Here is a 24,863-nt window from a genome sequence, read left to right on the forward strand (position 1 = left end):
TCAGGGCTTTGTCGTTTCTGGCGTCCTGAGAAATTTCTATCGTGCCAGACGCGTTCCATAACTTTTATGGACGCGTTCCATAACCCCCCTCATTCCCCCTCTTCTATGGCGTCCTGCCGAACGTAAAACACTCTTCATGTAACACAGTGCTACGCTGGGTTCTTTCACGGAGGAAAACCCATGCCGAATTCAGATCTGCTCCCTTCTCTGCTTTACAAAATCAATGAGAACCAACTCGCTCTCGAAGCCGCCATCATGGAATTATCCAACTGGGTCGAGCAGCGCGGTTCTGCGGATGTCGCCGAGAACGTCCGGGGAGCTCTTTGGGCGATCGACAAGAACGAAGCATTCATCAAGATGACGCTCGCGGTACTTATGGCTCCCGAATGACTGAAGTCTGTCAAGACCGTCGCACTCGCCCCTAGCACCCCATGCTGTGGACTGTGGCGACCCAAGCAGTTGTTTTACAAGGTAAATGTCTCTTTTCATGAGTTACAAAACATCCGTTTTTGTGCTTATGCACATGGTAAGCCGTTGGCTTTAGCGGAGGTTTGCGCAGAAAGGTAGTCCACCCAGACGACCGGGATTGATGGTCTATGCTGGATTGGCCTGGACTGCCCCAGGCTACCAAAAAGGAAATTGAAGATGGCTGATGATCTGAAAAACCGCGGCCCCAAAGACAGAGACCGGGTAAACACTTCCGAGGATTGGGAGTTGAAATACTGGTCGACTAAATTCGGCGTGACAGCGGACCAGCTAAAAGCAGCTGTGAAAGCAGTCGGTCCCATGGTGACCGACGTCCGCAAGAAGCTCGGCAAGTAAAGGCGTGACAGCCCCGCGGCCACCGCGGGGCTTTGAGTTGAGGGTAAAGCACCACCATGTCAAGGTGACCAAGAAACCTGCGTAAGCCGTTGAGTAATAAGGAAAATATTCAGTTGTCGCCAACCTATAAGAGCAACATATTACCTTATAAGAATCAATAACTTAGGGTTGTATATTCCTACAGTGCTTTTCAATTTTGGCCGGTAAAAACCGCGGCAGCTTTCCGAAGAGTGGCGGCATGCTGCGTCACACCATCCATGCACTTATCGATTTCTGCCTGTGGCAGCCTCAAGCATGAAAACGCATTCTGCTCAATGTCCTTGGACGCCGTGAAAAACGAATACCCCATTCCGACGAATCCCAGGGCGAAGACGAAATAAACCCCATACAACGCTTTTGCCATAACGATGACTCCTTTTTGGTTTGTTTCTTGAGGCTATCGCAAAGAATCGGCAAATGCAGTCGAAGTGCGTGCACTTTCCTCCTCCGGCGACCTGCCTACGACCCCCAATACAAAATCCTACAGCTCGTCGCCTCACCCTCGCCCAGCTGGCGCGCCTCGATTACTGTACATGCATACAGCACCTGTACAGCGAATCACGCAGCATGAATTTCGACCAGGCGAAAAACCTCCGGCTCAAGCAATGGCGCGACACACTCGACGACCAGGACTTCCGTATGCAAAACCCCGAGGGGCACCGTGAAACTCTTCACGAAATGGCGACAGCCCTGCAAGCCGAAGGGTTGATAGATCAGGTTGAGCAATTCGACATGAACGAGATGGCAGACGCGGCTTATTGGCATGCTGTCGAGGAGCTGCAGAGTTCGCCAGGCCATTACCGCGGCGCATCGACTTATGACGTCGTGCAGGCAGACAACGGAAAGCTACTCGGGACGATCAGCCGCTCGATTTTCAACTTCGCGAATGACGAGCCTCGCGGTGCCTCCTTCGCCTACGACGGCAAGGTCTACTCTGACGCGGATGGTGTGCGGCTGACCTTGGGGCTTTCACGGAGGATTGGGAAGATTTCAGGCTTGGCGCTGGAAATGAACGGGCACCGTTACCAGTTGATCGAGACCGAGCGAATGATCGCCGGGATCACCCACCACCCTCTCTCTGACCCTGACGCCTATCGTGCGCTCGTAGATGCGGCACAGGTTGCACAAGAAGAACGCGATCTGCGCACCTTTGAAAAAATTCGACCTCATATAGAGTCGGCAGCTTTCTGCATCTGCCCCGGCTGCCTCGATCGCTTTGGTGTGCGTGACGATTGCAAGACCTGCGCTGGTAAAGGGTTTGTGACGAAGCCCGCGCCGACAGGTCTACCCTGAATGCTCAACGCGGGGATCTTATAATGTGCGGACGACTTACCCAGTACAGCGGCATTCACGACTTCGTGGCAGCGTTGAGCATGCCGAACGCGCTCATCAACTCGACAGGCGAGCAGCCCTTCGAGAAGTACAACGCCGCGCCGACCACCCAGCTCGCTCTCTTCCACCAGGAAGGCGACTATCTACACGCCGACAAGCACCAGATTGGCGCGGGTAGCTGCGCGGCTTCCGGCAAGTAGCGACCTATCAGGAAACATCCTGTTTTGAGTTAAAAGAGATAGCTAAACTTTTCTTTGAGGCTTTTCCCGAAACGTTTGGAGCCAGCTAACGTGAAATGGCCGTAGTCGAAGTAAAGGTATTCTCCGCTTTCGGACAATATGTCGCACTTACGTTCAGCACCGCACTGCACGTCGAGCGCACTCACATATTGAACATCTTTAAATTCCTTTTCTTTAAAGAATGCTTTTAGCTCATCATCATACTCAAACTTCTCCGGCGCCTCGAACCTTCTGGAAAATTCGTTAATACTTGCGACCGTGACATGACGTTCAATCTGTGCTTCTTTCGAAATCTTTGGAGCTGTATTTAAAAACACCATTTTGGGGCCGATTACATAAATCGGTGCCGAATTTATGCTTCTGATCTTGTTGATCATATCCGATAGACCGCCAAGATTTTTACCGTCCCAGTTATCATGAAGATAGATAGCATCTGCTGTTCTTAACTCTGGAGACTCAAGAACCATTTTAAGCGCATGCTTACACTCTTCTATTTTCCCCAAAGAACCATAATCATGGGAAAAGTTGAAGCAGAAGTGCGGCGTAGCTATAAGCTTCAACTGGCCGTTAAATTCGTTCTCTGTAAGCGCGTATGAAAAATCATAGGCATGCGAATTCCCTACAACAACAATCTTCCGCTGGCCTTTCGTGCTGTCAAATTTGGCAACCATGGACGTGGTCTCAATACCACTCCAGTACCTATTAAGTTCGGCAGTCAATTGATCCTGCGTAAGCATCGCAAACGGGAACCGCGACGGAATGCCATCTTTCAGGTAAACAGCTATTGGAAACGAGACGACGAACAGACCGGCAAGTGCTGTGGCGGCGGCAAAGCCCTTACCCACCGGCTTGTTGTTATGACGGAACGCCTGTTCAACGAAACGCCAGCTTAGGTAGCCCAGTACGATTGAGGCGAACACTACCCCTAAGGCTATCTCTATCGTTATTTCTACCCTTGAGTAATGCAGGAAGCTGATCAGCGGCCAATGCCATAGATATAGCGAGTAGGAAATGAGGCCGATAAAAACGAATGGACGACTTTCCAGCATCAGGGAAATTAGGTTTTTCCCAATTGCCCGCGAGACAATTATCAATCCTGCGCCAGCGCATGGAATCAAGGCATTAATACCTGGAAAACCAGATGTTTTATTTAGCACAAAGGCCGGGACCAGCACCATCAGCAGGCCAACAATCGACAGCATATTGGCGATGACGCTTGCTCTATTTACCGGCTGACGCTTCGCCAGCCAGAAGGCCAGCAATGCACCAATGAGCAGTTCGCCGGCACGAGATGGCAATAAAAAGTATGCGCTTGACCATTCATTCCGAACGCCAAGCTCTGCCAGTGCGAATGAAGTTACTACTAGAACTGATGCCACTGCGAGGCGTGCACTCTGTGCTTTGAGTTTTAGTATCAACAGAAGTGCGAGCGGCCAAATGAAATAGAATTGTTCTTCTACTGATAAAGACCAAATATGCAGCAGAGGCATTTCTTCTGAGCTGGAAGAAAAATAACCGCCAGAATTCTTCCAAAAGAACAGATTGGACGCGAAGAAAATAGCGCTCAAGGTGCTCTGTGATAAGGCACTGTAATCACTCGGCAGAAAAAAATAGTATCCCGCAACCATCACACACAACAGCACAACGTACAGGGCAGGAAGAATTCTTCGGGCTCGGCGAAGATAGAAGTCAGTAAATGAAAATGTTCCTTTTCCAACCTGACCTAAAATAATCCCCGTAATCAAATATCCTGAAATCACGAAGAAAACATCTACCCCAACAAAGCCGCCCGAAAACAGGCTAAAGCCTACGTGATTCAGCACCACAAGCATTACCGCGACGGCTCTCAGCCCATCGATGTCCGCTCGATAGCTCAAGTTTTTGTTATGCATGCCAATCCCTTTTCACAATTGCGAGAAAACTGATATCGGTGCGCATTCTACAAACTTATGTATGTGGCTCGGTACAATTTATCTACCATTCGGAAATTTCGTGATCGCCTTGACATACGCTTGGCAGGCCGCCAGCGCGATCAGTCCACGGTCACCGGTGTCGGTGATGGTGATAATTCGTTGAGCATGCGCCGGGTCAAGTCGGGCGCGTACGGCTGCATGATCCACGCCGCGGGCGCCGGGGGCGGCAGACACTGAACAGCCACCGGCTGAATCCGCGTCGAGGAGGACTGACAGCCGGACATCAGCAGTGGCAACGCGATCGCGCAGGCGAGCCTGATCGTTTTGTGCATCGGTCATTTTCTCAAAGTGAGTTTGCTCGCTGGCTGCCAGCTTCTGCTCGAGCGCCAGACGCTTTTCCTGCTCCGCATGTTGCGCGGCGGCGCCCACCATGGCCAGTTTATTGAGCGTTTCGGCGCTCAGCCGGGCCTGATCAGCGAACTGCTTATCGTAGCGCCAACCCTGAAAATGCCAGGCGCTGCCCGCGCCGATCAGCACCAGCGCCAGCGCGCCTATCAGGCGCCACGGCACGGTAATCACGGCACATCCTTGAAGAAGACGTGCCCGCCAAGCTTCAGCGTCTGCTTTGCCTTCGCTGCCCACGCCGGTGGCGTCTTCATGCTGAGCGCGTAGTAGTGCGTCGCGCCGGCGGTTGGATCAGGCACCTTGCCGTCAATCACCTGGTCGGCTGCAATCCGCGCCTGTGCCAACTCCCGAAACGGGATCTGCTTCGCGCTGATCAGGTAGGCGAAGTTCGGATCGTTCTTGTTCCAGCAGCTGAACTGGTACGGCTTCTGGCACACCCCGGCGTATCCCTCACCCCACCACGAATTGGTCTTTCCGTCGAATACCCGGTTACGGATCGTCCAGGCCACGGCCACCTGCCCGGCCGTTGATTCACCACGGGCTTCACCCCACAGCGTGCGCGCGAAGACGTCTCGGTCTTTTTCAGTTGCAGCCATAATTTTTCTCCAGGCAAAAAAAATACCCGCTCGAGCAGGTATGTTTTGGCGATAGTTACAGTCATGATTTGAAGCTATGGAGTCATCAGGCGGTATCAGATAGCATGGCCGCCATTTTCAAAGGGAACGACGAATGACTGGTCCTCAGGCAATAGAGTCGAAACGAAACTCAAACTTCGATTGGCTTCGACTTTTTCTGTCGTTTTCCGTCGCGTACTTTCACGCTGGATATTTTTCGCGGGTGGCCAATGGCGAGGACGTACCTTTTGGGGCGATTCCATTCCCAATGGTTCCTACGTTCTTGGCGCTATCTGGGTATCTGATGTTCAATAGCTTCGCATCTAGCAGAAGCTGGTTTCACTTCCTGCAAAAAAGAGCCTTAAGAATCATCCCGGCATTATTACTTTCGCTGATTGTGAGTGGCTTTGTATGGGGCGCCTACGTCGGTGTAATAGGCTCACTCAAAATTTATATAGGTGGTGGAATGCTGCTATCCAGTCCTGGAGGTAACGGCTCACTGTGGTCACTACTTTGGGAGGAAATAGCTTACGCCATAATGGCATTTCTTATCGCAATGAAAGCATACAACCATAAAGCGATAATTTGGGCATGCTTTATAGCTGCATGTGGCATTGCTGCGGTATATGACCAGCAAGAGCCTGTATGGCGGATCACAAACTTACTGCCAGCCCTTTTTACCGGCAACCTAGTTTTTCTATACCGGGATAAGCTTTCAAAGCTCCCTTGGATCTTGCTCGCTGTCATTCTTCTTTTTGTGACAGCACTGAACATCTACTTTAAATTGCCCCCGCAAGCTTGGTACATGGTTCCCATTGGTGGTTTTTTGGCTCTAAATTTATGCCTCAACGCTCCACCTATACCTAAAATGCCGTTTGACATTTCGTATGGTGTTTATGTTTTTCATGACCCTGTATTTTATATGTCATCAAAGCTTTTTCCGGATTCGTTTGAAGGAATGTTTTTCGCGGGCGCCCCGGTGCTTATAGCGCTGTCCATTTTCAGCTGGTTTGCAGTGGAAAAGCCCGCACTTGCGTTTAAGAAGAAAGGAACATCATTAGACAAGAAAGCAGATGAAATGAAAAATTCACCGATCTAGTCAGGCAGCTTAACTTTGAGGGAGGGGTTCATCGAGCCCTTCCATATATCTCAGCTCATCAGATCTAACTTCCTCTGAAAGCCACCTCGGTATTTCATCAACCGCAGTTTCCCCATCGAATACATCATCGCTATCGCCAATCGACCGCCAGCCATATTCAGAAATCGCGTACATACTCACCTCTCATATTTATATCCAGCCACCCGAAATCTAAAAAGACCGTTGGGTGTTTGGTCAAAAGCGTAAGTAAATCTTTGTGACACGTCTAGAGTTATGGTTGTATAGGTGGCAATTCCAGCTGCATACGCCTGTAGAAAAATATTAATTGAAATACCACCCACATCTGAATTAGAAATATACACACCCCCAATCGACGCACCATTAAGAGCCACCCCCTCAACTTCGAAACATGTGACAGGAACAATGCTCGAGCAGTCAACAGTGGCAGCGACAGTGGAGCCCCCGGCAACAACCATAAATGGTGCGTTTATTACAGGTGCGAGATATTTAACTCTCCCGAAACTTAAAAATCTGCACTTATAAAGGGTTCCCCCGGAATCAGTAAGCATAGATCCAATATACCGACGGGATGCGTCTAGGTTTTTTGCTCTTGCAGTACTGAAGTAAGCCGCAGCAGGGGCAGTGCTTACCGCTTCTATCGCGGCGACACCGGCATTGTCATACAGGTAAATGTGATACCAGGTGTTGGCCGCCAAACTCAATGCGGACAGCGTCAGCGCAGCAGCCACCTGCACGACCTTCCCGGTACCGGGGATGTATGCCGCCCCGGTACCAACAGAAAGCGAATTCGCGCTGTTCCAGGACAGCAGAAGCCCCTCAATGTAACCGGGAGAAACTCCGCCCTGCGCAATCGTCAGCGGCTTCGACAACCCTGTGATCTCAGTGATGTCGGAGTTCTGCCCACTTTTCGCCGCGACGAGAGTCGCACGCCCGGCAGCGGCGTCTGCATCGTCTATCAACGATTTACCAAAGTTGGAAAACCCGAGCGCCGTCAGGGCGGCGCCTGATGTAGCACTGCCCGTGCCACCTTTGTTGATCGGCAGAATTTCATAGTTGCCGGTCGTACCGAGTTCCGCCAGCTTCGAGCCCCACTGATTGACCAACGAGCGCAGCGCATCGGCCGAGTCCTTGACATAGCCCTGCATCGGCGCCACCGCGTAACTGCCGGCAGCGTTTGTAAAGCCCTGGTAGTTCGGCGAGATCGACATGGCCGTGTCGCTGGCAATGTTCGTCACCTCGTACCAACCACCATCAGGCCCACGGAATGCGTCGCCGACCCGGCTATTGGCAATGAACGCCGTGCCGGTACCGATGACCGCGTTGGAATTTTGGGTGACAGAGACCGTTCCTGATTTGTACCAGGGCATGGCAGCATCCTATAGAAAGCAAATTTAGACGGCTTGCTTGGCAAAAACCGCTGGGAGGTAAAAAGCGAAGGGGTTGTTGGCTGCGACAGTTACGGCATAAAGCGTGTTTCCTACAAAATCCCAAGTGCAATACAGCTGTCTGGGAATCGTCCCGCCGGACACCATGTTCATCCCGAAATTATTGATCAGCATGAATTCGTTTTGCGGAAAGCTGACCGGAACCGAGTAGTAGTTCCGGTATAGGCCTTGATCAGTCATATCGGATTTCACGTAGGTCCAGTTTTGGAAACTGCGCGTAAAAGTCGCGTTGGGGGTTCCTGAATCGAAGAGCATCTTGCTGTTCCCGTCCCAGAGGCGCATGCCGTACAGAGCCACTGCTTGAGCGGCGAAAGCACCAACAAAATAGCGACCATTGGGCTGGGCGGTAGCGGTGCTGTAAGCCCGAACATAGAAGCCAGTCCAGTTTCCAGCCGATCCGATCAGCCTCATGCTGCTCAAGCCTGCGATCCCCGCGACGGTATCAGGGCGGACAAATACGAGAGGCGGTTCCTGTGACGTGACCGGTCTTGCGAAGTACGTGGTAGACCCCATGCCCCCTTCTTCCGTGGGAGCATATCTGCCGCTGGCGATTACCATCAGACGGGCAAATTCCGAATCGATAGTGACCACATCACTGGTGTTTTTGAACTGGAGGCCATAATCCATCAGTTAAACCTCATGACGATCAGTCGCATCGTCCCTGATGCGATCGTGCTTGCGTAACCACGCGTGTGGTTATAGACCCGTGCCACATTGTCGATGAGCTCTGTTTCGAACTGCATTTGCTGATCCGTATAAGCCCCAATCGGCACAACGATAGCGGCACCATTTGCTGGTCCGGCGCCCGGGACGGAGAAATCTTGGTTGGTCTTCGCAGCATTGCTGAAAGTGACCAGCGTCGAAAGCACCACCCGGATCGTGAAGGAATTCTCATCGACCTGAAGCGCCCCGTCGGCGCCCCAGATCCGCATGCCATGAGCCATTGATTACCCCAGATAGCCGAGACGCACACGCAACACGTTGTTGGCGTCGTAGACCGAGACGTTCAACGAGTTGATCACCAGCCGCCCCTGACCCGGGACAATGCCGTTGATCTCCAGCGTTCCGTCTTTATTGAGAATCCAGCCTTGTTGGCCGGCGATATAGTTGATGGAGCTGATGTAGCTGCCGATCTTGGCGTTGGTGATCGTCCCGTCAGCGATGAACGCCGAGTTCATGAACACCTGGCCGCCCTGCACCGCGAACGGTACCGAGATCGCTCCGCCGGCGATGGTGTTGACGATGGCGAATCGATCCGCGCTCACGAGAAACTGGCTCTGCAATCCGGCGCCGGTATTTTCGATCCCGAGCCCGATACCCGCCGCGACGTACTTTCCGTCCTGCGTCACCTGCATCTTCACCGACCACATCGTCGTGAGCTTTCCGCTGGTGTCCGCGTAGGCAGTCGAAGTTTCCTGAATGGCGGCAGTGTTCTCGCCGACCTTCGCGGTAACTTGGGTGATTGCCTGTGCGGTGACTTCCTTATCGGTTGCCACGGTTTGCCGCAGGTCAACAACAGCCGCCTGATTCTCACCGACGGTCGACGTCAGTTCTGTCATGGTTCGGGCGGTCGTTTCGTTTTCCGACGCCCTCACCTTCGACTCCGTCGCAATGCTGGAGGTACTGTTCCAGCCTTGCAGCGCATCAGCGAGATCACCCTCCCCGCCGTCGTCTCGGAAAGATGCACGAAGAGCCTGGAAGGCCGTTGCTTGCGCCGTAACTACGCCGTCTAGTTCGGTAATCTCGGCGGTATTGGTCGCAACCTGCTGAGCCAACCCGTTCGCCGTTTGCACGGTCTGACCAACGTCCAGCCAATAGGTAGGATTGGGTGGTGGGGTTTCAATCGGCACCGGGCCGGTGGCTTGGTAGATCCGCTTGCCAACCACGACAAGGTCGTATTCCTCGTAGGTGACTTCTGGGTCGTACCCCTTCAGAGCGTCGAGCGCATCAATCTGCGCCTGAAGTCCCGGGATTTTGTCGATCTCGTCGAGAATGTCCTGGCCGAGCTCTGTACGACCGATCTCCCCTGCGATCATTTCCAGAATTGCCGCCGCGTCTGAACTCGACTGGCCCTGCACACCCATGCCAATCGGAAACCAAGGCCCAATGTTCCCGATCTTGTCGACGATCCGCCCCCAGAAGTAAAACGTCACGCCGGCTCGCAGGCCGAGCATGGAGAAGTCACTTTGCGGGTAAGCCAGGTCAGTCAGTTTCGTGGCCGCGTCCAGTTGAGTCGTCGGTCCGTACCAGATTTCAGTACGCTGGCTATCCTCGGCGCCAGCAGGAAAGCCCCACTTCAGATAGATGCCGAACAGCAGCGGTGTGGCGTTCAAATAGCTGAGTGCCGGCGGCAACCCCTGCTTGCCCTTGAGGTTGGTCAGTATCGAGTTGCGCCAGATCGACGAAATATCGAACGCGCTCACCGCGCGGACGCGGGCCACGTAGGCGCCCGCGTAAATCCCAACTACATCGACGTTGGTCATGCCGGTGCGCTGCAGCTTGATCCAGTTGCCGCTGTCTTTGCGCCACTCGATGTCGTAGCCGACGGCGCCAGGTACGGCAGGCCAGCTGATGGTCATGGTGGCCACGGCCAGCCCCTGGACAACCGATGAAGTGGATACGAGCGTTACGCTCGCCGGCGCCGGCACCACCGTGATCGGAATCACGCTGATTGGCCGCTCTTCAAGCCGGGCGCCGGTGTCGATGTAAGCGAATTTGCTTGGGTCGTACTGCAATGCACTGATTTCGAAGTCGCCTTCGGTGGTACGCCGAGTGCGCAGGACGCGGTACAGCGGGATGGCCAGGTCATTGGCATCCAGCGCCCACTGCAATTGCGCGATCGGCGGTTCGCTGTAGTTCGTCGTGACGGTCACGGCGCGGCCATTCACGCTTTGCACCGTGCGGCCTTCGGCGCGCCCGCCGGGCAAATTGATGATCAGACGATCACCGGCCTTGGCCTGCGTGTCACGATCAAGCGTGACCACGCGGCCCGAAGCCAATGAGATACGCCCGCCCACCTCGCGACCAGCCAAGAGCGAATCAGCCACGGGTATGATGTGGCCCGGCAACGGAATAACACCTTCCATGCCGGTCTTGAAAGACACGGTGCGATCTTGATTGTTGCTGAGGATCGCCCACTTGCCGCGACGCTGGGCCTCCGACGCCCGGGTGCAGCCAATGGCGCTCAGCTCGGTAGGCCGGTCGCCGTAACGCCGTTGAAATTCCAGATCAGCGAACGGAATCACATCGGTGTCGTAGTTGTTCGCCGGGTTGTCGTAACTGACAAGCGCCCGGGTGTAGCGCGTCTTCGCCGAGGCGCTGCCGTAGGAGAATTTGCCATCAATGACGTTGGCGCGAGTGAAGACGTAGTCGAAGTCTTGCGCGCGCGGCATGTCGGCCTGCATCACCAGTTGGCCCTGAGCCCAGTAGGTCATGCCCCGGTAAATGCCGGCGATATCGCGCAGCAGCGACCAGGCATCAGCCTTGCCTTGCAGGTTCATGTCGCACAGGAAGCGCGGCTCGACACCATTCAGGCCATTCGGCACCAACTGGTCGCAGTACTGCGAGATCCGGTAAAGCTCCCACTTGTCGACCATGAAAGGCTTGATGCGCTTGCCCAGGCCGAACCGGTCTTCGGTGCACACGCCGTAGGTGATCCACGCCGGGTTATTGGTCCAGGCCGATTTCATCGAACCATCCCACGTGCCGGTATAGGTCCGCTGGATCGGATCATAGTTGCTCGGCACCATCCAGCGGCGCGCCTTGCACTTCACAGTCACGGCCGGAATGTTGGTGAACTGCTCGGCGTCGAACTCGATGTAGAGCAGCGCAGTGTTTGGGTAGCGCAGCTTGGCGTCGATCACTTCGGTGTAACCGGCCACCAGCATGGTGTCGGCGATTTTGTTGCTGTTCTGGTTGGGCGTCAGGCGGCGGACGCGGATCTGCCAGCCCGTAGTTGCGTCAGGCAGGTCGATTCGGCGCGATCGCTCGTAGCGCGTGGTGGTCTTGCCGTCGACAGCGTCCACCAGCACCTGCTGATAAGCTCCGCCATCGGTGGCCACGTCGATGGCGTACTCGATGCGGTAACCACCGATATTCCCTTCGTCATCAGCGCGCTGCAGGGCTGGCCACGCCAGGCGCATGCGTACCGCTGAAAGCTGGGTGTTGGTGATCGAGCGCACCCACGCCGAATCGCTGCGCAGTTCGACGTTCAGCGAGATCTCGTTCTCGACCGCCGGAATGCCCGGGATGTAGCTCTGGTTTACCGAGCCCGAGCGCCAGTCCCACCTCACGTTGGGAAAGTTATAGTTGCCGCTGGTATCACGAATCGGCGTGTTGTCCAGGTAGATGTCGTAATCGGCCGGGACGCTGTCGAACTCGCCCTCGCCCACGGCGATCAGCAGTTTTGCCAGGTTAGTCGAGCGCAGACTATCGCTGGCTTCGACTGGCGACTTCGGCTTGCTGCTGCCGCCCTTCTCGCCGTGGATATCGATCTGTGCTGCTGCGCCCATGCTTTCCTCCAGGCATAAAAAAACCGCCTCGCGGGCGGTTGGTGTGCTGCTGTCCTGATTACACTTTGTCTTCAGCCAGGATCGAAGCCGAGATGATCATTCCGCCCCACCGGCGCTCGCCGATGCAGATCGGTACCGGGTTGCCGCTGGCCGTGGTGTTCTTGGCGCTGCCGAAGGCGTAGGACGGGGCGTTTTCGGGGGATGAGCTTTGCTTCAGGCCAGAGGCTTGCGGGCTGAGCATTTGGATGACGCCGCCGGCAATAAGTCCAATACCCGCCGGGGTCAGATATGGCGCGGTAAAAGGAAGCGCGTACGAGATGGCCAGCAATACCACGCCGACGACAGTCTGCAAAACCCCGGCACGCTTACTGCCTTCGACGACTGGCACGATCCTGATTTCCCGAGTGCCGCCGAGATCCAAATCCGGCTCGCCAACATTGACGCGGTTTCTGAATACCGCAAAACGCATACCCAAAGCGGCTAGCCGCCTGATTTCAGATTCAAATCCATCGATTGTGCAACTCAAAGACTTGAAAGCCTCACGGCTTGAGCCTGAATCGATTTGTTTGGAGTGAACTCTGCCAAACTTCTGCGCGAGAGAACCTGAAAGCTTTATGACCGTCATGCCAGTCTTGTGAGGGAATTCTGCCACTCTTGAGTCCACCCATAAAAAAACCGCCTCGCGGCGGCTTTAGATTATTTGCATTTCTGAAGCGACTCTCTCAAATCGCCTCTTCCGATTTGAGACCAAGCCACTCGCTGATAGAGCTTCGCAACGGAGCCTGTTTTGGCGGAAGTGATATCGAGTACATCGTCTGTTTGTTGAGCAAAACCGTTAACAAGCCTGTAACCACTGGCTGTTTCACTCATGCTTGCGTTCGAGTTGTGCTCCTGCCATGCAGGGAAAACACACAGCGCGATCGCTTTCGGGGTCTTCGCCGAAGAGACGGTTATCGACGGCGCCGACGCCATCAAGTCAGATGGTGAAGAGCACCCCGCCAACATCGCTACCGCCAACGCTCCTACGATCAGTTTCATGCAGGTCACTCCTGTGGAAATGACCCACGATATCACTGGGCGCCTTTGTGGCGTAGCACCAGGCGCGTGCGTTCTAGCCACGGGCCGCCGAAGACAATGATCTCCGACGGCCTGCCGTACAAATGGTGCAGCAGGAAAGGCCCAGGGCCGAAGGTCGCCGATTCCTCGCCGGGCAGTGCTGGGTCATCACCAAGGAATATTCCAGCGTGGTTGGGGTAAACCGTCCGCCCTACTTCCATGACGATCATGTCGCCGCGCTGCGGCTGGTCTACGCGGTAGAAGCCAGCGGCCTCGTAGTTCGCTTCGTACAGGCTGGTGTTGTCCTTGCTCTCCCACCAGCCATCGGCGCGCTTGAAGGTTTCGAACTCCAGCCCCCACTCGCGCTTATACCAATCTGCGCAGACCTGCCAGCAGTCCCAAGCCCCGTGCACGAATGGACGTTTGAGCAGCGCCACATCCCCGGTGGGCGCGACCGTTCTGAGGTCACCTTCCGGCCAACTGAGAATGTGCCACGGCAGCGCGGTGGCCTCACACATGGCGAGGTCGCGCGGTGACGGCCTGCTGGTTGCGTCCGGATGCGAATGCACCACGCCGATCACCTCGCCGATGTCTTCGGCTGCCGCGTACTCCTCCGGATCGATGCGGAACTCTTCATTCGGCTCGGTGGAGATATTTCGGCACGCGAAGTACTTCTGCTTACGGCCCACGACCAGCAGCAACCCGCAGCACTCTTTCGGGTACTCGGCCGCTGCGTGCGCCTGGATCGCGCTCAAGATGTGCTTTCGCATGTCAGCTCCGTGCGATCAGGGAAACAGCCGGGAAGCCACCGAATGGCAGCGGGTTACCCTCGCCGAAGCGCGGGATGCAGCCCTTACCGAGCGTGGCATCACATTCGTCGAGCTCCGGGTTGTCGGTGACGATGCCGTCCTTGGTTACGTATGGCCCGGTGTAGCCGCAGTTGGGCCCGCGGTACCCGCCAGTGAGACACCAGTGGCACAGGGTCGTGGCCTGTCGGCCAATGGACTCATTGCCAACGTCGCCCGGGCTGGCCAACTCCCAACTGACCGTCTCCCCGTCCTCGTTTGTCTTCTGGTCGATGTACCAGACTTCAATCGTCTCTTGGGTTGGGTCAGCAGTTGGGTTGCCGGCGGGAAAGTTCGCCGCGTCGAGGTAGGTGCCGAGCGTGTGACGCATCGTCAGCTTGAACTCGAGCAGATCCTCGAAGGCCAGACAGAGTGCGGTGATACGCCCATTCACGTTGCCCACCGACAGAGTCGGCCGAACCGCCGTGCCGTCGCCGTTCGCCTCGATGCCGTCGATCTGCATCGGCCACGCGCTGTATTCATTGCCCTGCCAGTAAATCGCTTTCGCCGGCAATTGATCGGCATTGGCACCGGCGGCGATCAACTCGGCCGCCGTGTGCGGAATGGCGTGCCCGTGGAAGCGCAGAATGTCTGCGCCGTAGTCCGTGCCGTCCAATTCAAAGAGCAGCACTTCGCTGCCAGGCTCAAGCACCTGGATATCACTGATCAGCGACATAATTGCTCCTAGGGTTGAAATGCACGCTCGAACGTGGCTGTGAGTTTGAACACGTCCCCACCCATTGGGGTGGGAGCGGGATTTTTGCAGGTGAACAGACCGAGCTGGCCGAGGGGCGTTGTCCAGAGAAACGCCTTGGCCCCGGCGTGCCGATCGAGGAAGCCCATGATCTCCAGCACCTTGGCCTTCTGACCGGTGAAGGTGATCGGATAGGAGTCCTCCTTGTTGTTTGGCCCGTCACCGACGTTCTGCGTATATCCGCCGCCGAACTGGGCGGTGCGCACCCGATAAGCAATCTCGGGTGTGCCGCCGCGCTCGGTTGGCCAAGTGAACTTTTCGATCGCCATTACTACCTCCGATTGATCTTTTGCCAGATCGCGCCGCCTGGCTGCAGCTCCTTAGCAATCGCTCTATCCACCACGGACTGCGCAACTTGCTGCACTCCTTTCCCGAGATCGGCCGATGCTTGCTGGCTTGTTGCGGGCGACTCTGCTCCGCCGGCTGTCTGCACCGACACCGATACAGGGAAGTTGTAGGTGTTGCCGCCGCCGGTACCGGACATTGCGGCAAGCGCTGGCCCGCCACCGGAAGTCAGAGGTGTGACGCTACCGCCACTCGCGCCAGTCATGAGGTATGACCTGCCGCCCTGATTGAAAAGCTCTGGCCCGTTTTCATTCACTTCGTAGAAAGTGTTCGGTTCGACACCACCACCAACAGCGCGACCACCACCGAAAGACACGGATGCAGAACTGGCATCAAACTGACTGCCAAAACTCTGAGCCCCGGCCTCCGCCCCGCCTGCCGTTGCAGACGCCGTGGCCCCGCCTCCCGTGAAGTAACTTGTAGCGGCGCCCACCAGACTGCTCAGCAATGCCGAGCTAGCCTGCCGAGTGGCAATGCGCGCCATGTCCGCCAGAATCGATTTGGTGAAGTCGGCGAACGACAGTTTCCCAGTCATGGCGAAATTGACGATGGCGTCTTCCATCGAACTGAAGGCGTTGGTGAAAAGGCTTTTGGTTTGACCGGCGACATCTCGGGCCGATTCCAGATAGTTCTGCCACGCCGACGATGCGCCCGCGCTCCAGTCGCCCTGGGCCGCCGTCATCTCGTCGTAATTGGCTTGAACCGTGTCGTGCAGATCCTTCTGCGTGGCTTTGAGCGCCGCCAGTTTTTGGGTGTACTCGTCGAGGCTCATGCCTCTCGATCCATCGCCGTACTGGTTGGCCAGATCAAGCTTCTGCGAGTTGAAGCGGTCGTCGATGGCGTTCTGCTGATCCGTCAGGCCTCGCTGCCGGTCTCCCTGGCCAAGTCCCGCAGCGGCGCGCTGGCCTTGTTCGCGCAAGGTATCAACTTGCTGCTGCAATGCGTTGGTGTAGGTCTGAACCGCCTGCTCCTGCTTTCTGAGCCGTCCCTGTTCATTCTTCGCCAGCACATCCAGTTCGCTGTCCGCCGCCTTTTGTGCCCGGACCATATCCGCGCGCGCGTCTTCGATTTTCTGGTCGATCTGAATACGCTGCTCGGCCGTGGTGCTGGCCTTGGCCTTCGCCGCTTCAAGCGCCGCAATCTCGGCCTCATAAGCGCTCGTGACCTCGTCCCGCTCGTTGCCGATCAGCGCTTCGCGCTTCAGCAGATATTCCTGCTGCGAGATCAGCCCGGCCTTCTGTGCGGCATCCAGTTGTTTCTGGGTGTTCGCGTATTCGGCCTGGATTTCCTTGAGGGCATTTTGCGCAGCGTTGTAACCGGTGAGGTCAACTGCGCCGGCGGATGGACCCTTTGGATCTTTGTTGCGATCCTTGATGTTCTGAAGAGTCTTGGCGACGTAGTCGGCTTGAACCTTCGGATCGTCAGGGTTCGCCCTCTTAAGAACTTCGACGTCTCGCAGGTAGGCTTTGATCAGCTTGTTGCGCTTCTCCGCATTGCTCAGGGTTGAGTCGCTGATCTGTTTGAGACGCTGCTCTGCCTCGATCCCTTCCTTCTGGGTCCGGGCATTGTCGCTGGTTATCTGGGCCTCTTGTTTCTCGGCGGCCTGCTTATCCTGTATCAGGCTCAACTCGTCCTTGAGCGCGGTGAGACGCTGTTTCGCGTCGCCGTCCTCGTAGCCGGTACCGATCGTTGATTGCAGGTATGCAATCTTCTGGTTGAGCTCAGTTACTCGAGCGCTTTCGGCCTGATCCCTGCCGATGTTCTTAATCGCGTCCAGCGACTTGCTGGCCTCATCTTTAACGCCCTTCCATGCGCGCTCAATGAATCCGAGGTTCTCGGTGATCTCCGTCGAGCGAGTCTTCACCGTGTCAGCGTAAGTGTCGGTCAGCAGCTTGGCGGCGCCGATGGTGTCGCCCTGCTCCTTGAGCGCGACAATTTGCGAGTAAACCGAGGCAGTCAAGAAATGGTATTGATCGTTCAGCTCTTTCGCAGCAGCGACCGGATCCTTGGCGATCTTGACGAACTCGGCGATGGTTGCGTCGACCGATGTACCGGTCGCGTCCTCCATGGCTGCCGCCGCATCGGCGATGTCCTTGAAGCTGCCGCCGGCAATAACGCCACTTGCTGCCAGCTTGGCCAGCGATGCCGCAGCCTCACCGGTGGTGCCGTTTGTTGCGCTCACCTGCTGCGCGAGGTTTGCCAGTTGCGCGGCCGAGGTGCCGGCGTAGTTGCCGGTCAGGATCAGCGACTTGTTGTATTCGTCCGCCTCCTTGCTGCCTTGGCTGTAGCCGTAAATCAGCGTGCCAAGTGCGGCTGCGGCAGCGAGGATGGCCAAGGCAACGGCGCCAGCGCCAATTGTTACGCCGCTCATAGCTGGGGTGATTGCACCAACGGCTTTTTGCGCGTTTTCGGCGGCCTCGGCTGCGGTGTTCGAGCTCTCAGCCAAGTCGGATAGGCTTTCACTTGCCTCGCCTGCATTGTCAGCTGTGTCCTTTGCGCCTGACGCGATCCCCGCCAGAGATTCGCCGAGCGCAGCAGCCCCGGCACCACCAGTGAACAATGAGCGGAATTTTTCCTTAAGCGCGTCCATCGTTGGACCGATGCCGCCGAAGGAATCCTTGATCTGGCCGCCCTGCTGGATCAATACCATCAGCGGATTCTGACCGCCGGCCAGGCTGGTGAAAATATCCGTGAACTGCGAAGGAAGCTGCCGCAGCGCCGTTTCGGTCTGTTTCGAGCTGGCACCGGTTTTTTTCAGTCCTTCATCGAAGTCGCCCAGCTTCTGCCGGGAGGCATCGATACGGGCGGAGTACTCCCGGAACGTATCAGCATCGATCAGCCCTGCAGCCTTGTACTTCTGCAACTGCGCCTGTTGCTGATCAAGCTTGTCGAGCGCGGCAATGGCAGGATTGATCTTGCCGAGCAGTGCTTGCAGACCTTCTGCTTGAACGCCGGTGGCAGCGGCCGCCCTCTTCGCTGCGTCTGCCTCTTTGTCAGTGGACCCGACCAGCGCATCCGAATCAGCCTTCAGGCGACGAGCAAGCGCCGCCAAACTACTGGCTGAAGAACCGGAAGCATCCATTGCCGCCGAATTGGTCTCCATGCTGGTGGTCAGGCGCTGGTAGTACTCGCTCGACTCCAAGGACGCTTTGGCCATCGCCAAAAGGCGACTTTTCGCATCCTCTGTAGATTCTCCCAGTTTCACTTCGGCGGTAGTGAGCTCAGTAGTTGCCGTCGTAGTGGTTTTCAGCCCCTGCGTGACCTCCGCAAGCGATCGCCCCACCGTCGCCATCAGCTGAGCGGTGGCGTCCTGCTTGGCATTCAGAAGCTGCAGCTCTTTCACGATCTGCTTGGTGTCACCTGCCATGCTGGCAAGTGCTTGCTCCCAGGCTGAGCCAGTTTTCTTTGCTGCCTCCTCCGCGTCCTTGCCCGCATCGACCAATTTGTCGAGGTCAGTTGCAGCCTTGACCGCATCGCCCGAGTCAACCTCGATGCCTAACTGCGCGATAGTGCCCGACATGAGTGCTCCATTACTTTGATTCGCTCATGACGAGCAGGGCCTCGACCTCCATAGCCTGAAGGTCTGGGAAGATCTCTCTGAGTTGTTTTCTGGATATGCCGACAAAGTCGGAGACGTCTCGAACAGCCGTGTAATCAAGGCCGGTTGCCCCGCCCATGCCCGTGCGCCATTGAGTGGACATGGCGTTGAAGAGCACGAAGGCCGGCCAGTTTTCGGCCAACACTTCGCACTCTTCCTCGGGAATGTCAGAGATGGATAAGCCGAACGCCGCCAGATCCGCCTCAGACGGACCAGGCTCGTACATCAGGCGGGCGACCTTCGTCAGTTTCCCAGGCGGGCCGCCGAGAAGGCCTTTTGGTAAGCATCGACAATCGCGTCACCGGCGCCGGCCGAGGTTTCCACCAGGGCGCGAATCGATTCGGGGCTCAGCTTGTCTTCAAAGCCCCAGCCGGTGACCAGTTGAGTCACCTGCTCGACCTGCCGCTCGACGTGAGAGTCGGTGATCTCGATCAGAGTGAGGTCGTCACCCTTGGCCTTGAAACGCTCCTGGTCTTCCTTCGCGCTCTCCTGCCAGCCAGCGAAAAGCTTCGCAAGCTCCTTGCGATCGCGATACTTGAATTCAAACGGCACCTTGATCGTGGTGCCGCCGACGCGAGGAATATCGACGTCGGCTTTGAAGGTAGGGTTTTGAGCAATCTTGAACTTGGCCATGAGTTACACCACCGCCGCATAACGGGTAGGACGGCCGGTCAACGCGACGCTGATTACGCGGGCCATCAGGTTGTTGCGCGACATGGTCGGAGTGGAAGTGATCGACACGTAACCGTTGTAAATGATGCTGCTGCCGCCCGGCAGGTTCAGGCGCAGAACGCGCGGTTGCTTGTCATCGTCCGCAGCTTCGCAGACATCGACATAGGGCTTGGAAGGATCGTCGGCGACCGTGATGGAAAGCGTGATCGGGTTCTTGGTGGTTGGCATCTGCCGATCATCATCGTCAGCCAAGAAACCGTAGGTCAGGAACTGCTGATCGCCACCGGTGGAGTTCAGTTCGGTGATCTGCGAGATCTCGGTAAATGAGGTCACTTCGCGTGCAGAGCCGACGCCGGAGCCTGCCGGATATTGCTGCACGTTGGTGGTGTTCACGCCGCCCAGTGCGAAAGTGCCGCTGGCGATGTCCGCAACCCGAACGGCGCGACCGTCGAGGCGGGTCCAGCCGGAATTAACCGCGATTATGTCGCCTTCGGCCAGGCCATGAGCTGCGGCCGTGGCCACCGCCGGGTTGGCGTTGCTCAGCGAGGTAAATGGAATCGCTGTGCCGTAGGCAGAAGCAATCTCAAAGGTTGCGCCGTTGGGCATTTGAATGCCGGCCATGGGATTTTCCTCTTTTCAGACATGAAAAAACCCGCTCAAAGGCGGGTTCGGGGTTTGCCCAATGGGCGGATTAAGTTGTGGTGTCAGCGCGGTACTGGAAGGATACCGGCACTATGAAATTTGTGTCGCCGGGAATGCCTGGCCCCTGATCAACCGGGGTCAACGTCACAACGGTGATTGCCCCTTTCGTGTTCCGCTCATACAGCGGGAAAAGCGCGGCGATCTGATCTGCCAGTGCTCCAGCTGCGCCGCGGTACTTGCCCGAGGGCGTCACGATGCTGACCTGAAATACTCCGGTGAAAAGCCTGTGGTCACCGCCGAGTGTGTTGCTTGCGGTGTCGGCCGGTAGCGTGAAAGCCCTCAGGTAAGTGGCGTCGTCACCGGGAGTAAAGGCCTCGTTCTCGACCACGACCTTCAGCGGATTCGGCAACGCTTTTGCCCAGGCGATCAGCTTGGCTTCGTAGATCGAAGCAATGACGTTGTGGCTCATACCTGATTGTTCCTGATGGCCTCAAGCACGATCTGCTGGAAGCTGGCCACAGTGATGCGAACCATCCCGCCCGGCGCCTGGGTGGAATGCCCGAACTCCAGCGGAATCGCGTAACCAAGGCTGTTGGTGATGTAGCAGGTATCCCCTGCTTTGAACTCAATGGCACCGGCAACGATTCGCGCCGTAGATTTGGTCCCGCTCGGGTCTACCTCTTCCGTCGTCGTGGTGTCCGGCGCGCCGATGCTGAACATCCAGTTTCCGCGAAACCGACCGCCAACGTAGCCCTTGCCAGCCACCAGGCCATTCACATTGAAGTTCTGGTCGCGCTCAGCCTTGGTCAACGGCTTGGCGTATTTCACACCGCTGCGGAGCTTGCCGGCCTTCGTGAAGTTCGACTCGTCGAGATTGATGATCGTGTTGCGAACATTGACCTTGAAGTCGTAATCGTCTGCCGCCCGGGTGTTCGCTTCGCGGTGAACGACGTTTGCAGCCCAGATTTCTGGATTGCCCACTGGTGACATGCGGATGACGCTGTTGCCGAGCTCGATGATGATCTCGCGAAGACTGGCGTCGATGGCCTCAGTGGCCTTGGCTGCGAATTCGGCGAGGCTCAGGGCGAAGCTGCCGGACTGTCCGGCGCCCGCGCGGCTCACGACCGAACCTGCAGTTCGTAGAGGATTGGTGTGCCGGCCGGGTTTATCTCTTTCAAGGGCGGGACAATTGACCAGGTGCGCCCGTTGACGATCACCTTGTTCAGCAAATCGGGAGCCCACTCCAGCCCCTGCGCGGCGATCTTCAGTTTCTTGTCGCCCTGCTTGATGAGGCTGTTGTTTTGGAATTCCTGACCAGTAAAGTCGAGCAAGATGCCTTGGGCGGTCTGCTCTTTAGTGCTGTCGGGTGGTGCGGTACCGGTTTCCGGGTCGTACTCGCCGACGGTTGTTGCGCGGATAGTCACGGGCTGGCCGAACTCTGTGATCATCTCCAGAGCCATTACGGCCATTTCGTCATAGAAGGCCATGGTGGCTCCTGCTCAGCTATGCGCGGACCGCGAATAGGCCCCGCTTCTGTAGGTAATCGGCAAACTGCGTTGCGCTCGGCCGATCTGGCGCCGCCGGCAATAGACGGCCGCTGGTGTTCTGGATCGTCGCGTACTCGCGAGTTACCGCGCCTTCGACACGCTCCAGCGTCACAGCGCCTTTGCGCTTGTCGATGGGGTCGATGTCGTCAGAGTGGATCTCTGCAGCCAGCGCCATCTGCCCGTACTGGATTCGCGCAGGCAAGTAGTTGTCGGGCTTGATTTCGTAATCCAGCTCGACGCCGCGGCGTGGCCAGGACAACGCCTGATCGCTGTTGCTCTTGCGCCCTTTCCACGTCATGCCATCCATCGCCAGCGCAGCACGACGCAGCAGCGCTTCCTGCGCTGGCACTTCCACCGGAATGGTCACGCCGAATTTCACGGCGTACATGGCCAGGTCTTCGGCGGTTGCATAGCTTTCGGCGTCAGGCTTGCCGGTACCGTCCTCGATGATGAGAGTCATGAATCAGCTCGCTGTGGGGTTCTGGATCGGGCGCCACGCTGTTGGGTACCCGGATGATTACGCCTTCGGCAACTCAGAAACCGCTTTTTCGAGCGATTCTACCGAAGCATTCGCTCGATACGGCACATTGGCGGCGTCGAGCTTCGCTTTGAGACCAGCGATCTTTTCGGCATTGTCGACCGGGTCAGCCGCTGCCTTGAGACGGCCGACTTCAGCGCGGAGCGATTCAACTTCGCCTGTCAGGTCGTCACGTTCACCCGTTAGGGTTTCAAAACCTTCATGAATGACTTTCAGTGCGCCGAACAGGCGGATCGGCAGTTCGCCGGCGCCCGGGTGTTCCAGCTCCGACAGACCTTCGGCGGCTTCGATCAGTCGCTGGATTTCGTCACGCTCGGCGCGGAGTGTGGCGTTGTCCTGCTCCAGGCTGGCAAAGGTGTCAGCATCACCCAAATCACCCAAATCACCCAAATCAGCCGATTGACTGATCAAAGGCTTCAACATCGATACTTCGACGCCCAGCGCCTCATATGCGTCGATCACCTTCGGCCAGTCGCCGATCACAACTGCATGAGTCACACCCGCTTCAGGCCGATCAAAGTGCGCTGGATTGCGGTAACGTTTCTCCGGATCGAAATCCGAATTCTGAGTGGAGTAAACCAGTTCCATAAAATCTCCGTAGCGGCCATCGCTGGCCGCTGTCAGGGCAAGTATCAGCCGCCAGCTGGTGGCGTAGTGGTCAGAGTGATCAGCACACCAGCAGTCACCTTGTTGCTGTTGGAATGCTTGACCCAGTTCGCAGCCGAACCCACGGCGGCAAGCGTTGGGTTCGCACCGCCAGCGGTTTCCTTCCAGCTGTAGCCGAGAACATCGATGTTGACGGTGCCTTCAGCGCGATAGCCGATACCCAGATTCTCTTCGTCATTCACTGCGTACGAACGGAAGCCCGGCGCCTGCGACTCGGTGATCACCACGGCGTTTGGCAGCAGGCCGAAGATCACATCGGCCGGGGCGGTGTCGGTGACCAGCACTGGCTTGCCGAGAGTGCCTGGCAAGCCGCCGTAAATGACGACGCCCGCCTCTTCGTAGACCTTGTTTGCAATCGCCTCATCGACAATGTCGAAGTAAGCACTGGAGTGCATGACCCACAGCGCGATACGGCCGAACTTGTCACCGAACTTACGCATGCCGCGGGTCAGTGTCTTCTTGCCGTCGGTTTCAATGTTGGCCGAAACCACCATGTCAGCGTTGGAGCTGATCGAGGCGCGCAGTGCAGCAGTGGCGTACTGGATGAAACCTTCCAGAGTGGCGTCGGCAACGTCGGCGCCGATGATCTGCGAGAACTCGTCGACCGGTCGGCCGCGGCGCTTGAACGCTTCTTCGGTGGTCTGGTACGGGCCGTACTTCCACGGAGCCTTGACGCCAACGGCTTCGCCCGCGCCGATCTTCTTCGCGGTCACCTTACCGGTGGAGTTGACGTCGCGATGCTCCAGCGAGCCGCCGATCTTGTAGAACGAGCGCTTGCGGAAGTCGCCTTCGATCAGCTCGTTGTCGAGCACGATCGCGCCGTTGGACGATGCGTTGAACACATCGAGGTTGTCCTGGACACGCTCCAGGTATGCGGTTTGCGCCTCATCGTTGTAGATGATCAGGTCGCTGTTAACGGTCGTTGCCATGGGTGAATCCCCTTACTTGGGCAATTGCAGGTATGCGGTTTGGCCGTGCTTGCGCTGGTAGTCGCGCTTTTGCTCGGCAGTCATTTCGGAGCGCTTGAATGCAGCCTGGCCGCCACCCCCGCCCGGGGCTTGTGTCCCTGAAGCCCTTGGCCACAGATGAGGTGCGCTTTCGCGCAGGGATTCCGCCCATTCGAGCGGGGTCAGAGGGGTCTTGCCGTCTTTGCCGAGGATGACCTGGCCGGATTCATCAACGGCGACCGCTTCACCCTCTTCGTTCAGCGAGAACACGCCTTTGGCGCGCAGGATGATGTCGTCGGTTGCTTCCGGCAGTGCGCCGGCTTTAAGCGCTGCACCGCGTACCGAATCGCCCAGGACTTTGCCCTGGAACTTGGCGGCGAATGCTTCGGCCTTCTCCGCCCGCGCGGTGACAGTCTTCAGTTGCTTGTCGTAATCGCCACGCAGACGCTCGGTACGGCGATTGAAGACTTCGTCGACCTTGCCCTCCGTTAGCAACTTGGTTTCTTCGTCTTGGCCCGCCCGGCTGAGCAAGCCTTTGACGGCGTCAATGTCGATACCCTCGAACTGGGTTTCAAACTGCGCAAGCTTGCCGGTGGTGTCTTTCAATTTGCCCAGCAGTTCGGTGTTCTTGGTTTTCAGGCCTGAAACAGAGGATTCAACGGCAGTCGCGATAGCGGCCTTGATAGCCGGGTTGTCCAGGTCGATTTCGTTTTCTTCTGCCACGTTGATGCACCTCTTGGGTATGTATTGCCCAAATTGCAGGCATAAAAAAACCCAGCACTTGGCTGGGCTTTATCTGAATAAGTTTTATCG

At 56.8% G+C, this 24,863-nt stretch carries 28 protein-coding genes and 1 pseudogene; 5 read left to right on the forward strand and 24 right to left on the reverse strand.

Annotated elements, in window-relative coordinates; translation table 11 throughout:
* The first annotated feature begins 180 nt into the window (after nucleotides 1-180).
* Both PMI37_RS00290 and PMI37_RS31020 read left to right on the forward strand, forming a co-directional pair.
* Nucleotides 181-390, forward strand: coding sequence for a hypothetical protein (locus tag PMI37_RS00290; RefSeq protein WP_008076908.1), 210 nt, complete (start codon nucleotides 181-183; stop codon nucleotides 388-390).
* Nucleotides 391-645: 255 nt separating this feature from the next.
* Nucleotides 646-822, forward strand: a complete 177-nt coding sequence (locus tag PMI37_RS31020) for a DUF3606 domain-containing protein (RefSeq protein WP_008076910.1) — start codon at nucleotides 646-648, stop codon at nucleotides 820-822.
* A 190-nt stretch (nucleotides 823-1,012) separates the two neighbouring features.
* Here the strand turns inward: PMI37_RS31020 and PMI37_RS00295 are convergent, their stop codons facing one another.
* The gene (locus PMI37_RS00295) at nucleotides 1,013-1,225 is read right to left on the reverse strand and encodes a hypothetical protein (protein ID WP_008076911.1); all 213 of its coding nucleotides are present in this window, start codon (nucleotides 1,223-1,225) and stop codon (nucleotides 1,013-1,015) included.
* A gap of 203 nt (nucleotides 1,226-1,428) precedes the next feature.
* Here PMI37_RS00295 and PMI37_RS00300 point away from each other — a divergent pair, with 203 nt between their 5' ends.
* Nucleotides 1,429-2,154: a hypothetical protein gene (locus PMI37_RS00300; protein WP_008076912.1), complete on the forward strand. Its 726-nt coding sequence runs from the start codon at nucleotides 1,429-1,431 to the stop codon at nucleotides 2,152-2,154.
* 23 nt (nucleotides 2,155-2,177) lie between these two features.
* Nucleotides 2,178-2,363: pseudogene (locus PMI37_RS00305) on the forward strand (DUF159 family protein); the annotation flags it as partial.
* Between the two features lie 59 nt (nucleotides 2,364-2,422).
* On the opposite strand, the gene PMI37_RS30865 reads toward PMI37_RS00305, so the two are convergent.
* The 3 genes from PMI37_RS30865 to PMI37_RS00320 all read right to left on the reverse strand — a co-directional run bounded on the left by PMI37_RS30865 (nucleotide 2,423) and on the right by PMI37_RS00320 (nucleotide 5,346).
* Nucleotides 2,423-4,324 (reverse strand): acyltransferase family protein, encoded by a 1,902-nt coding sequence (locus PMI37_RS30865; RefSeq protein WP_008076914.1) that lies wholly within the window; start codon nucleotides 4,322-4,324, stop codon nucleotides 2,423-2,425.
* A gap of 78 nt (nucleotides 4,325-4,402) precedes the next feature.
* Nucleotides 4,403-4,921, reverse strand: a complete 519-nt coding sequence (locus PMI37_RS00315; protein WP_045122893.1) for a lysis system i-spanin subunit Rz — start codon at nucleotides 4,919-4,921, stop codon at nucleotides 4,403-4,405.
* Nucleotides 4,921-5,346 (reverse strand): cell wall hydrolase, encoded by a 426-nt coding sequence (locus PMI37_RS00320; RefSeq protein ID WP_008076916.1) that lies wholly within the window; start codon nucleotides 5,344-5,346, stop codon nucleotides 4,921-4,923. Before PMI37_RS00320 ends, PMI37_RS00315 begins: the two co-directional genes overlap by 1 nt.
* A 133-nt stretch (nucleotides 5,347-5,479) precedes the next feature.
* Between PMI37_RS00320 and PMI37_RS00325 the strand changes: the two genes are divergently transcribed.
* Complete coding sequence (locus PMI37_RS00325; RefSeq protein ID WP_008076917.1) at nucleotides 5,480-6,463, forward strand: acyltransferase family protein; 984 nt, start codon at nucleotides 5,480-5,482, stop codon at nucleotides 6,461-6,463.
* A gap of 176 nt (nucleotides 6,464-6,639) precedes the next feature.
* On the opposite strand, the gene PMI37_RS32120 is transcribed toward PMI37_RS00325, so the two are convergent.
* From PMI37_RS32120 to PMI37_RS00425, 20 genes are all read right to left on the reverse strand, one after another.
* Nucleotides 6,640-7,851 (reverse strand): hypothetical protein, encoded by a 1,212-nt coding sequence (locus PMI37_RS32120; RefSeq protein ID WP_008076918.1) that lies wholly within the window; start codon nucleotides 7,849-7,851, stop codon nucleotides 6,640-6,642.
* Between the two features lie 24 nt (nucleotides 7,852-7,875).
* The gene (locus PMI37_RS00335) at nucleotides 7,876-8,556 is read right to left on the reverse strand and encodes a hypothetical protein (protein ID WP_008076920.1); all 681 of its coding nucleotides are present in this window, start codon (nucleotides 8,554-8,556) and stop codon (nucleotides 7,876-7,878) included.
* Nucleotides 8,556-8,861 (reverse strand): hypothetical protein, encoded by a 306-nt coding sequence (locus PMI37_RS00340; RefSeq protein ID WP_045122883.1) that lies wholly within the window; start codon nucleotides 8,859-8,861, stop codon nucleotides 8,556-8,558. The genes PMI37_RS00335 and PMI37_RS00340 overlap by 1 nt, the downstream gene beginning before the upstream one ends.
* A gap of 15 nt (nucleotides 8,862-8,876) precedes the next feature.
* Complete coding sequence (locus PMI37_RS00345; RefSeq protein WP_008076926.1) at nucleotides 8,877-12,440, reverse strand: host specificity protein J; 3,564 nt, start codon at nucleotides 12,438-12,440, stop codon at nucleotides 8,877-8,879.
* A gap of 58 nt (nucleotides 12,441-12,498) precedes the next feature.
* Nucleotides 12,499-13,065: a tail assembly protein gene (locus PMI37_RS00350; RefSeq protein ID WP_045122884.1), complete on the reverse strand. Its 567-nt coding sequence runs from the start codon at nucleotides 13,063-13,065 to the stop codon at nucleotides 12,499-12,501.
* Nucleotides 13,066-13,136: 71 nt separating this feature from the next.
* Nucleotides 13,137-13,478: a hypothetical protein gene (locus tag PMI37_RS00355; protein WP_008076930.1), complete on the reverse strand. Its 342-nt coding sequence runs from the start codon at nucleotides 13,476-13,478 to the stop codon at nucleotides 13,137-13,139.
* Nucleotides 13,479-13,510: 32 nt separating this feature from the next.
* Nucleotides 13,511-14,266 (reverse strand): C40 family peptidase, encoded by a 756-nt coding sequence (locus PMI37_RS00360; RefSeq protein WP_008076932.1) that lies wholly within the window; start codon nucleotides 14,264-14,266, stop codon nucleotides 13,511-13,513.
* Between the two features lies 1 nt (nucleotide 14,267).
* Complete coding sequence (locus tag PMI37_RS00365) at nucleotides 14,268-15,017, reverse strand: phage minor tail protein L (RefSeq protein WP_008076934.1); 750 nt, start codon at nucleotides 15,015-15,017, stop codon at nucleotides 14,268-14,270.
* 8 nt (nucleotides 15,018-15,025) lie between these two features.
* Complete coding sequence (locus PMI37_RS00370; RefSeq protein WP_008076936.1) at nucleotides 15,026-15,364, reverse strand: phage tail protein; 339 nt, start codon at nucleotides 15,362-15,364, stop codon at nucleotides 15,026-15,028.
* Between the two features lie 2 nt (nucleotides 15,365-15,366).
* Nucleotides 15,367-18,960 carry a phage tail tape measure protein gene (locus PMI37_RS00375; RefSeq protein ID WP_008076938.1) on the reverse strand — a complete coding sequence of 1,198 codons (3,594 nt, stop codon included), beginning with the start codon at nucleotides 18,958-18,960 and terminating at the stop codon, nucleotides 15,367-15,369.
* A 10-nt stretch (nucleotides 18,961-18,970) separates the two neighbouring features.
* Complete coding sequence (locus PMI37_RS00380) at nucleotides 18,971-19,264, reverse strand: DUF1799 domain-containing protein (RefSeq protein ID WP_008076940.1); 294 nt, start codon at nucleotides 19,262-19,264, stop codon at nucleotides 18,971-18,973.
* 17 nt (nucleotides 19,265-19,281) lie between these two features.
* Entirely contained in the window at nucleotides 19,282-19,671 is a 390-nt protein-coding gene (locus tag PMI37_RS00385) for a phage tail assembly chaperone (protein ID WP_008076942.1), read from the reverse strand.
* A 3-nt stretch (nucleotides 19,672-19,674) separates the two neighbouring features.
* A complete protein-coding gene (locus tag PMI37_RS00390) occupies nucleotides 19,675-20,331 on the reverse strand; it encodes a phage tail protein (RefSeq protein ID WP_008076944.1) in 657 nt (218 codons plus the stop codon).
* 70 nt (nucleotides 20,332-20,401) lie between these two features.
* A complete protein-coding gene (locus tag PMI37_RS00395; protein ID WP_008076946.1) occupies nucleotides 20,402-20,821 on the reverse strand; it encodes a phage tail terminator-like protein in 420 nt (139 codons plus the stop codon).
* A complete protein-coding gene (locus PMI37_RS00400; RefSeq protein WP_008076949.1) occupies nucleotides 20,818-21,474 on the reverse strand; it encodes a hypothetical protein in 657 nt (218 codons plus the stop codon). Before PMI37_RS00400 ends, PMI37_RS00395 begins: the two co-directional genes overlap by 4 nt.
* A complete protein-coding gene (locus PMI37_RS00405) occupies nucleotides 21,471-21,839 on the reverse strand; it encodes a hypothetical protein (RefSeq protein ID WP_008076951.1) in 369 nt (122 codons plus the stop codon). Before PMI37_RS00405 ends, PMI37_RS00400 begins: the two co-directional genes overlap by 4 nt.
* 16 nt (nucleotides 21,840-21,855) lie before the next feature.
* Complete coding sequence (locus tag PMI37_RS00410) at nucleotides 21,856-22,359, reverse strand: DnaT-like ssDNA-binding protein (RefSeq protein WP_008076953.1); 504 nt, start codon at nucleotides 22,357-22,359, stop codon at nucleotides 21,856-21,858.
* Between the two features lie 57 nt (nucleotides 22,360-22,416).
* On the reverse strand, nucleotides 22,417-23,025 hold the full coding sequence (locus PMI37_RS00415; RefSeq protein ID WP_008076956.1) for a hypothetical protein: 609 nt from the start codon (nucleotides 23,023-23,025) through the stop codon (nucleotides 22,417-22,419).
* A 44-nt stretch (nucleotides 23,026-23,069) separates the two neighbouring features.
* Nucleotides 23,070-24,032: a major capsid protein gene (locus PMI37_RS00420; RefSeq protein WP_008076958.1), complete on the reverse strand. Its 963-nt coding sequence runs from the start codon at nucleotides 24,030-24,032 to the stop codon at nucleotides 23,070-23,072.
* 12 nt (nucleotides 24,033-24,044) lie between these two features.
* On the reverse strand, nucleotides 24,045-24,773 hold the full coding sequence (locus tag PMI37_RS00425) for a hypothetical protein (protein ID WP_008076959.1): 729 nt from the start codon (nucleotides 24,771-24,773) through the stop codon (nucleotides 24,045-24,047).
* Nucleotides 24,774-24,863 lie beyond the last annotated feature (90 nt).

The organism is Pseudomonas sp. GM80 (assembly GCF_000282515.1).
In the GTDB taxonomy this organism is placed as follows: domain Bacteria; phylum Pseudomonadota; class Gammaproteobacteria; order Pseudomonadales; family Pseudomonadaceae; genus Aquipseudomonas.